Annotated in this window: 8 protein-coding genes; 4 read left to right on the plus strand and 4 right to left on the minus strand. The window is 72.3% G+C overall.

The annotated features are described in order from the left end of the window. Both AB0O00_RS21860 and AB0O00_RS21865 read right to left on the minus strand, forming a co-directional pair. A partial coding sequence (locus AB0O00_RS21860; protein ID WP_363654226.1) for a DEAD/DEAH box helicase occupies positions 1 to 611 on the minus strand: 611 nt, incomplete at its 3' end. A gap of 2 nt (positions 612 to 613) precedes the next feature. After that, complete coding sequence (locus AB0O00_RS21865; RefSeq protein ID WP_363654228.1) at positions 614 to 1,468, minus strand: class I SAM-dependent methyltransferase; 855 nt, start codon at positions 1,466 to 1,468, stop codon at positions 614 to 616. Positions 1,469 to 1,881: 413 nt separating this feature from the next. Here AB0O00_RS21865 and rpsA point away from each other — a divergent pair, with 413 nt between their 5' ends. Next, a complete protein-coding gene (rpsA, locus tag AB0O00_RS21870; RefSeq protein WP_218202410.1) occupies positions 1,882 to 3,372 on the plus strand; it encodes a 30S ribosomal protein S1 in 1,491 nt (496 codons plus the stop codon). 211 nt (positions 3,373 to 3,583) lie between these two features. Further along, the gene (locus tag AB0O00_RS21875) at positions 3,584 to 5,803 is read left to right on the plus strand and encodes an MMPL family transporter (protein ID WP_363654231.1); all 2,220 of its coding nucleotides are present in this window, start codon (positions 3,584 to 3,586) and stop codon (positions 5,801 to 5,803) included. 31 nt (positions 5,804 to 5,834) lie between these two features. Here AB0O00_RS21875 and AB0O00_RS21880 read toward each other — a convergent pair whose 3' ends face one another. Next, the gene (locus tag AB0O00_RS21880) at positions 5,835 to 6,260 is read right to left on the minus strand and encodes a MarR family transcriptional regulator (protein WP_363654233.1); all 426 of its coding nucleotides are present in this window, start codon (positions 6,258 to 6,260) and stop codon (positions 5,835 to 5,837) included. A 75-nt stretch (positions 6,261 to 6,335) separates the two neighbouring features. Between AB0O00_RS21880 and AB0O00_RS21885 the strand changes: the two genes are divergently transcribed. Both AB0O00_RS21885 and coaE read left to right on the plus strand, forming a co-directional pair. Continuing rightward, positions 6,336 to 6,974, plus strand: a complete 639-nt coding sequence (locus tag AB0O00_RS21885) for an MBL fold metallo-hydrolase (RefSeq protein WP_363654235.1) — start codon at positions 6,336 to 6,338, stop codon at positions 6,972 to 6,974. Positions 6,975 to 7,007: 33 nt separating this feature from the next. Then, a complete protein-coding gene (coaE, locus tag AB0O00_RS21890; RefSeq protein ID WP_363654237.1) occupies positions 7,008 to 7,595 on the plus strand; it encodes a dephospho-CoA kinase in 588 nt (195 codons plus the stop codon). A gap of 17 nt (positions 7,596 to 7,612) precedes the next feature. On the opposite strand, the gene AB0O00_RS21895 is transcribed toward coaE, so the two are convergent. Then, on the minus strand, positions 7,613 to 7,965 hold a 353-nt coding region (locus tag AB0O00_RS21895), incomplete at its 5' end, for an ATP-binding protein (protein ID WP_363654239.1).

Raw genomic sequence — 7,965 nt, forward strand, 5'->3', positions numbered from 1 at the left:
GCCGGCCGCACGGCACGCGGCGGCGGCGCCCACACCGCGTCCACCGGGTGGGACACCCCGTGCGCCTCCACCACCGGTGCGCCGCCGAGGAGTTCGGCCCACGCCTCGGTGTCCGAGGTGGCCGAGGCGCAGACCAGCCGCAGCTCGGGCCGCAGCGCCGCCCGGACGTCGAGCAGGAACGCGAGCGCGGTGTCCGCGTCAAGGTGCCGCTCGTGGCACTCGTCCAGGACGACCACGTCGACGCCGGGCAACTCCTGGTCGCGCTGCAACCGCTGCAGCAGCACCCCGGTGGTGACGACCTCCACGACCGTCGAGGGCCCGACGCGACGCTCCCCGCGCACGGTGTAGCCGACCTCGCGGCCCACGGACGAGCCGAGCAGCCACGCCATCCGCCGCGCGGCGGCCCGCACCGCGAGCCGCCGCGGCTCGGCGACCAGCACCCGCCGCACAGGGCCCTCGGAGCCCAGCAGCCCCGCGAGCGCCAGCGGCACCAGCGTCGTCTTGCCGGTGCCCGGAGGCGCGGCGAGGACGGCGGTGCCGTGCTCGTCCAGCGCGCGGTGCAGCGCCGGCAGGGCGGTGCGGACGGGCAGTTCGCGCCAGGCAGAAGGCAACGTCAGCCCCGCTCGGCCACGAAGATCGCCGTACCCGGGATCAGCCGCCCGCGCAGTGGGGACCAGCCGCCCCACTCCTGCTCCAGGCCGGCCGGCCACTCGGGCTCGACCAGGTCCACCAGCCGGAACCCGGCGCCGACGAGTTCGCGGACCCGGTCGCCGATCGTGCGGTGGTGCTCGACGTAGCTGGCGCGCCCCTGCTCGTCCTCCTCGACGTACGGGGTGCGGTCGAAGTACGAGGACATCGCCGTCAGCCCCTCGACGCCGGGCTCGTCGGGGAAGGCCCAGCGGATCGGGTGGGTCACCGAGAACACCCAGCGCCCGCCGGGCCGCAGCACCCGGTGCACCTCGCGCATCAGGCGGGCGGTGTCGGCGCTGAAGGGCACGGCGCCGTAGGCGGAGCAGGCGAGGTCGAAGGAGCCGTCGGCGAAGGGCAGGACGGCGGCGTCGGCCTGGATCACCGGGACGGGCTCGCTGCCGCGGCCGAGGTCGATCCGGCGGGAGTGCTGGAGCTGGCGGAAGGAGATGTCCAGCGCGACCGGCCGGGCGCCCTGCGCGGCGAGCCAGCGCGAGCACTGGGCGGCGCCGGCGCCGAGCTCCAGGACGTCCTTTCCGGCCACCTCGCCGAGCAGCCGGGCGTCGGCCTCGTCCAGGCCCTCCGGGCACCAGGTGAAGCGGTCGTCGCCGAGGAACTCCCCGTGCTCGTCCTGGTACTCGTCGGCGTTGCGGTCCCACCAGTGCCGGCTGGCGCGGCTGCTCTCACCGGCTCCGGCCTCGCGCCTTACCGCGTCGTCGCCGTCGTCGTCAAGATCGTGAAGCTCGGACTGGGGGGTGGTGGCCACGGTGATAATGCCCATCGCGTAGGGTGTGGTGTGCGGAAGCGCCGCTGTCGCGGACCGGCCCGAGAGGGTCCGGATCCCGGCGGTGGCATCCGGGGAAGGGCTCCCTGCGGGCGCCACCGTGAGGTGCGCAATCGGAGGATATGGCCTGATCCGTACCAGGCTCCACCGTCTTGCCGCTCTTGGCGTTGACCGTGCCTGGCCGTCCCCGTATGCTACAAGTTGCGCTGCGGGCCTGCGCGCCTCGGACGGAGCAGGTCGCGCTCGCATCTGTCGAAGACCCCACGGTCGCAAGACGGACGCCGGTTCTCGTTGTCACGGGAAGACCGGTGCGCCGTGTTCTTGGCTGTCCGGCTTTCGGTGGGAGCGATACGGGCCCTCCGCGTGGCATTACCTACGACTTTCATGTCCGTACCGGAGCCCTTTTCCTAATGACGAGCCCCACCGACTCCTCCCTCAGCACCACCCCGCAGGTCGCGGTCAACGACATCGGCGACGCGGAGGCCTTCCTCGCCGCGATCGACGAGACCATCAAGTACTTCAACGATGGCGACATCGTCGAGGGCGTCATCGTGAAGGTCGACCGTGACGAGGTCCTCCTCGACATCGGTTACAAGACCGAGGGCGTCATCCCGTCCCGCGAGCTCTCGATCAAGCACGACGTCGACCCGCACGAGGTCGTCGCCGTGGGCGACAACATCGAGGCCCTGGTTCTCCAGAAGGAGGACAAGGAGGGTCGTCTCATCCTGTCCAAGAAGCGCGCTCAGTACGAGCGTGCCTGGGGCACGATCGAGAAGATCAAGGAAGAGGACGGCATCGTCACCGGTACCGTCATCGAGGTCGTCAAGGGTGGTCTCATCCTCGACATCGGCCTCCGTGGCTTCCTCCCGGCCTCGCTCGTCGAGATGCGTCGCGTCCGCGACCTCCAGCCCTACGTGGGCAAGGAGCTCGAGGCCAAGATCATCGAGCTGGACAAGAACCGCAACAACGTGGTCCTGTCCCGCCGTGCCTGGCTGGAGCAGACCCAGAGCGAGGTCCGCCAGACCTTCCTCACCACCCTGCAGAAGGGCCAGGTGCGCTCCGGCGTCGTCTCCTCGATCGTCAACTTCGGTGCCTTCGTGGACCTGGGTGGCGTCGACGGCCTGGTGCACGTCTCCGAGCTGTCCTGGAAGCACATCGACCACCCGTCCGAGGTTGTCGAGGTCGGCCAGGAGGTCACCGTCGAGGTTCTCGACGTTGACATGGACCGCGAGCGCGTCTCCCTGTCGCTGAAGGCGACCCAGGAGGACCCGTGGCAGCAGTTCGCCCGTACGCACCAGATCGGTCAGGTCGTCCCGGGTAAGGTCACCAAGCTGGTTCCGTTCGGTGCGTTCGTCCGCGTGGACGAGGGCATCGAGGGTCTGGTCCACATCTCCGAGCTGGCCGAGCGCCACGTGGAGATCCCGGAGCAGGTCGTCCAGGTCGGCGACGAGATCTTCGTCAAGGTCATCGACATCGACCTCGAGCGTCGTCGCATCAGCCTCTCGCTGAAGCAGGCCAACGAGGCCCTCGGTGCCAACCCGGCCGAGGTCGAGTTCGACCCGACCCTGTACGGCATGGCCGCCTCCTACGACGACCAGGGCAACTACATCTACCCGGAGGGCTTCGACCCCGAGGCGAACGACTGGCTGCCCGGCTTCGAGAAGCAGCGTGAGGAGTGGGAGCGCCAGTACGCCGAGGCGCAGGCCCGCTTCGAGCAGCACCAGGCCCAGGTCATCAAGAGCCGCGAGGCCGACGCCGAGGCCGCTGCCGAGGGTGGCGACGCCGTCGCCGCTGCCGCCGGTGGCTCCTACTCGTCCAGCAGCGACGAGGGCTCCGGCGCTCTCGCCTCGGACGAGGCCCTGGCTGCCCTGCGCGAGAAGCTGGCCGGCGGCCAGAGCTGAGGCTCTCGCTTCCCGCTAGCCGATAGCTAGCCGATGGGCTCCACCCGGAATCTCCGGGTGGGGCCCGTTTGGTTTTCCGCGCTGATTCATGCGCTCTGCAACTGATGTGTTCTTTATGTGAAGGGGAATGTGAGATGAGGCTCATTGCCCTTCTATAGGCCGAAGTTCGGGTTGCGCCTACATTGAGTGGAGCTGCCCGAAAGGCTCCTTCATGCGCAAACCCTCCTCCGCTGCCCCCACCGCCGTGGTCGGTGGCCGGCTAGCGGCTCTCGGCCGGTTCTGCTTCCGTCACCGTCGCTGGGTCCTCGGCTTCTGGGCCGTCGTCCTGGTCGTCGGCGTCCTGATCGGCGGCCGGGTCTTCGAGGGCACGGTGGCCGGGGCCTCCTCCGCCTCCGCCGAGGGCGACCGGGGCAGCGCGGTGCTCGCCGCGGCCGATCCGGCCAAGGGCACCGTCACCGCCGTGGTGGACGGCAAGCCGGTGGACGATCCCGTGGTCAGGGCCGCGGTCGAGAAGGCCACCGCCGAGATCACCGGGCTGCCCGGAGTCTCCTCCACCCTCGACGCGTACGGCACCGGCCCGGCGCCGGCCGCGCTGCGCTCCGCCGACGGCACGGCGAGCCTGGTCACCGTACGGATGGCCGGCACCTCCACGCAGGCCCAGGCCGACGCCGTCACCCAGCGGCTGGCCGCGCTGAACGGCACCGGCGGCGCGCACGTCACCGTCGGCGGCGACCTCGTGCTCCAGCAGGAGGTCAAGAAGCAGACCGAGCAGGACACCCGCTTCGGCGAGATGGTGACCCTGCCGCTCACCCTGGTCGTCATGGTGCTGGTCTTCGGCGGCCTCGCCGCGGCCAGCCTGCCGGTGATCGGCGCCGTCGCCTCGGTGGGCGGGGCACTGCTGGCCATGTTCGGCTTCAGCCGGATCATGGACATCGACACCAGCGTGCTGCCGATCGCCACCGTGCTGGGGCTCGGGCTCTCGATCGACTACGCGCTGCTCATGGTGAACCGCTTCCGCGAGGAACGCGGGCACGGCGCCGGCATCGCCGCCGCCGTCGAGCGCACCGCCGCGACCGCCGGGCGCACCGTCGCCTTCTCCGGGCTGACCGTAGCCGTCGCGCTGTCCGGCCTCTTCGTCTTCACCAGCCCGGTGCTCGGGGCCGTCGCCGCCGCCGGCGTGAGCGTCGTCGTGATCGCCGTCGCCGCGGCCCTCACCCTGATCCCCGCGCTGCTCGGCTTCGCCGGCTCGCGGATCAAGGCGCCCGCCGCGCCCGTGCCCGACGAGGGCTTCTTCAGCCGGACCGTCCGCCGGGTCCGCAAGCGGGCGGTGCCCGTCGCGCTCGTCTGCACCGCGCTGCTCATGGCGGCCGGGGCGCCGTTCCTGCACGCCGAGATGCGCAACTCCGGCGCGGCCGTGCTGCCCGCCTCCTCGGCCGGGCGGCAGGTCGCGGACGCGATCGACCAGCGCTTCCCGCAGGTCGCCGCCGCGCCGATCACGGTGGTCGTCCAGGGCGGGGCGCCGGTCGCGCAGGCGTACGCGGACGAGGTCGTCGCCAAGCTGCCCGGGGTGAGCGGGGTGCGGGCGGTCACGCCGGTGAGCGACTCCGTCTCGACGATCGACGTGCTCGTCCACGGGGACCCGCAGGGCGGGACGGCCAAGCAGGTCGTCGACGAGCTGCGGGCCGACCGCGGCGGGCTGAAGACCTACGTGACCGGCGGGGCGGCCTCGGTGGTCGACTTCACGGACGAGCTGACCTCGCGCGGGCCCTGGGCGCTCGGGCTGGTCGCGCTCGGCACGCTGGTGCTGCTCTTTCTGATGACCGGCTCGGTGGTGATGCCGGTCAAGGCCCTGCTGATGAACCTGCTGTCGCTGGGCGCCTCGCTCGGTGCGCTCACGCTGGTCTTCCAGGACGGGTACTTCAGCGGGCTGCTCGGCTTCAGCCCGACCGGCGGTCTCGAGACCTTCATCCCGGTGCTGGTCTTCGCGTTCGCGTTCGGGCTGTCCATGGACTACGAGGTGTTCCTGCTCGCCCGGATCAAGGAACTGCACTCCCGCGGCTACAGCTGTACGAAGGCGGTCGAGCTGGGCGTGCAGCGCAGCGGGCGGATCATCACCTCGGCGGCGCTGCTGATGGTGATCGTCTTCGCCGGGTTCGCGCTCGGGGACATGCTCATGGTCAAGCAGATGGGCATCGCGCTGGCGGTCGCCGTCGCGGTGGATGCCACGCTGGTGCGCTGCCTGCTGGTGCCGGCCGCGATGAGCCTGTTCGGCGAGTTCAACTGGTGGGCGCCGGCGCCGCTGCGGCGGCTGCACCGCCGCTTCGGGCTGAGCGAGCACGTCGAGTTGCCGCCGATCGCGCCGGCGGTGATCCCGGCGCAGCGGCCGGAGCTCGTGGGCTCGGGGACGGGCTCGGCGCAGCCGGCCCGGTGACGGGTTCGGTGCAGCCGGCTCAGTGATGGGCTCAGCGTAGGCGGCCCAGGAGGGCGATGCTCGCGCGTAGGGTCTGCCGCTCCTCGGGGGTGAGGCGGGTCTCGATGGCGGCGGCGATCTGCGCCTCGCGGCGGGCGCGCTGTTCGAGGAGGGCGGCGCGGCCGGTCCCGGTGGCGGTGACGAGCAGCTTGCGGCCGTCGGTGGGGTGCGGCCCCTGGGTGACCAGGCCGGCCTCGGTGAGCAGGGCGACGGTGCGGGCCATCGACTGGTGACGCACCCGCCGGCGGTCGGCGAGCTCGGCGACGGTGTAGGCGCGTTCGTCGCGGACCAGGAGGCCGAGGACGGCGGCCTGGTTCTGGGGCAGCTCATCGTTGTCGCGCAGGGAGCGGACCAGGCTGCCGAGGGCGGCGCGCAGGTCGGCGGCGAGTTCGAGGGTCTCGGGGGCCGGACTGTTCATGGCACCAGCCTACCGAAAATCTGTACAGCAAAACTGTGTAGGTATGCTGTGCAGTCTTGCTGTACGGTTTTTCCCATGCGAATCACCAAGTTCGGACACGCCTGCGTACGCCTGGAGCACGACGGCACCACCGTCGTCATCGACCCCGGGATGTTCACCGACCCCGCAGCCCTCGCCGGGGCCGACGCCGTCCTGATCACCCACGAGCACATGGACCACTTCGAGGAGTCCCGGCTGCGCGCCGCGCTGGAGGCCGACCCGGCCCTGCGGGTGTGGACCAACAGCGCCGTGGCCGCGCAGCTCGACGGCGTGGCGCAGCGCGTGAACGCCGTCGGCGAGGGCGACGCGTTCGAGCTCGGCGGGCTGGAGGTGTCCGTGCACGGCGAGTGGCACGCGGAGATCCACCGGGACATCCCGCTCGTGCAGAACATCGGCTTCCTCTTCGGCGGCCGCCTCTTCCACCCGGGCGACGCGCTCACCGTGCCGCCGCACGCCGTCGAGACGCTGCTGCTGCCGATCGGCGCGCCCTGGACCAAGGCGGGCGAACTGGTCGACTATGTCCGGGAGGCCGCCCCGCGCCGGGCGGTGCCGGTGCACGACGCGGTGCTCAGCCCGATCGGGCTCGCCGTGCACACCCGCCTGGTCGGCGAGGACGGGCCGGGGGGTGCCCGGCTCCAGACGCTCGGCGAGGGCGAGAGCCTCGACCTCGGCTGACCCGCCGGGGCACGGCGCCGGTAGCCTGGCGCCATGCTGAAGATCGGACTGACGGGTGGGATCGGCGCCGGCAAGAGCGAGGTGTCCCGGCTGCTCGCCGCCCACGGCGCGGTGATCGTGGACTCCGACGTGATCGCCCGTGAGGTGGTCGCGCCCGGGACGCCCGGACTCGCGGCCGTGGTGGCCGAGTTCGGGCCCGCGGTGCTGCGGGCGGACGGCTCGCTGGACCGCCCGGCCCTCGGCGCGATCGTGTTCGGTGCCCCGGACCGGCTCCAGGCGCTCAACGCGATCGTCCACCCGCTGGTGCGGGCCCGCTCCGCCGAGCTGGAGGCCGCCGCCGCGCCGGACGCCGTCGTCGTGCACGACGTGCCGCTGCTCGCCGAGAACGGGCTCGGGCCGCTGTACGACCTGGTCGTCGTGGTCGACGCCGCGGACGACGTACGGGTTGCGCGGCTGGTGGAGCTGCGCGGCATGACCGAGGACGAGGCCCGGGCCCGGATGGCCGCGCAGGCCACCCGGCAGGAGCGGCTCGCGATCGCGGACCTCGTGATCGACAACAGCGGCCCACTGGAGGAGCTCGCGCCCCGCGTCGCCGAGGTGTGGGCGCGGCTCAGGTCTTAGCCCCGCAGCAGGGCTGGTCAGACGGCCCCGGCGGGCACGTCGGCGGTGAGCGGCAGGCGGGCCCGGACGGCGAAGCCGCCCTCGGTGGTGGGGCCCGCGTCCAGGGTGCCGCCGAGGTCCTCCGCGCGGGTGCGCATGCCGTCCAGGCCGTGCCCGCCGGAGGGCAGCCGGGGCGTACCGGTGCCGTCGGCGCCGTCGTCGGGGGAGTTGACGACGGACAGGCGCAGCCCGTCCGGGCGGATCTCGACGGTGACGGCGACGGTGGCCGCGGGGGCGTGCTTGTGGATGTTGGTCAGCGCCTCCTGGACGATCCGGTAGGCGGCGTACTGGACGGCGGGGCCGGGCTCGGGCCCGCCGTCCGCCGGGCCGT

Origin of the sequence: Kitasatospora sp. NPDC093558 (assembly GCF_040683475.1) — a bacterium.
Lineage (GTDB): Bacteria > Actinomycetota > Actinomycetes > Streptomycetales > Streptomycetaceae > Kitasatospora.

Excerpts from the sequence above, each read along its gene's own strand:
- AB0O00_RS21885 (WP_363654235.1), top strand. The coding sequence starts at position 6,336 with ATGCGAATCACCAAGTTCGGACACGCCTGCGTACGCCTGGAGCACGAC.
- AB0O00_RS21875 (WP_363654231.1), top strand. The coding sequence starts at position 3,584 with ATGCGCAAACCCTCCTCCGCTGCCCCCACCGCCGTGGTCGGTGGCCGG.
- rpsA (WP_218202410.1), top strand. The coding sequence starts at position 1,882 with ATGACGAGCCCCACCGACTCCTCCCTCAGCACCACCCCGCAGGTCGCG.
- coaE (WP_363654237.1), top strand. The coding sequence starts at position 7,008 with ATGCTGAAGATCGGACTGACGGGTGGGATCGGCGCCGGCAAGAGCGAG.
- AB0O00_RS21880 (WP_363654233.1), bottom strand. The coding sequence starts at position 6,260 with ATGAACAGTCCGGCCCCCGAGACCCTCGAACTCGCCGCCGACCTGCGC.
- AB0O00_RS21865 (WP_363654228.1), bottom strand. The coding sequence starts at position 1,468 with ATGGGCATTATCACCGTGGCCACCACCCCCCAGTCCGAGCTTCACGAT.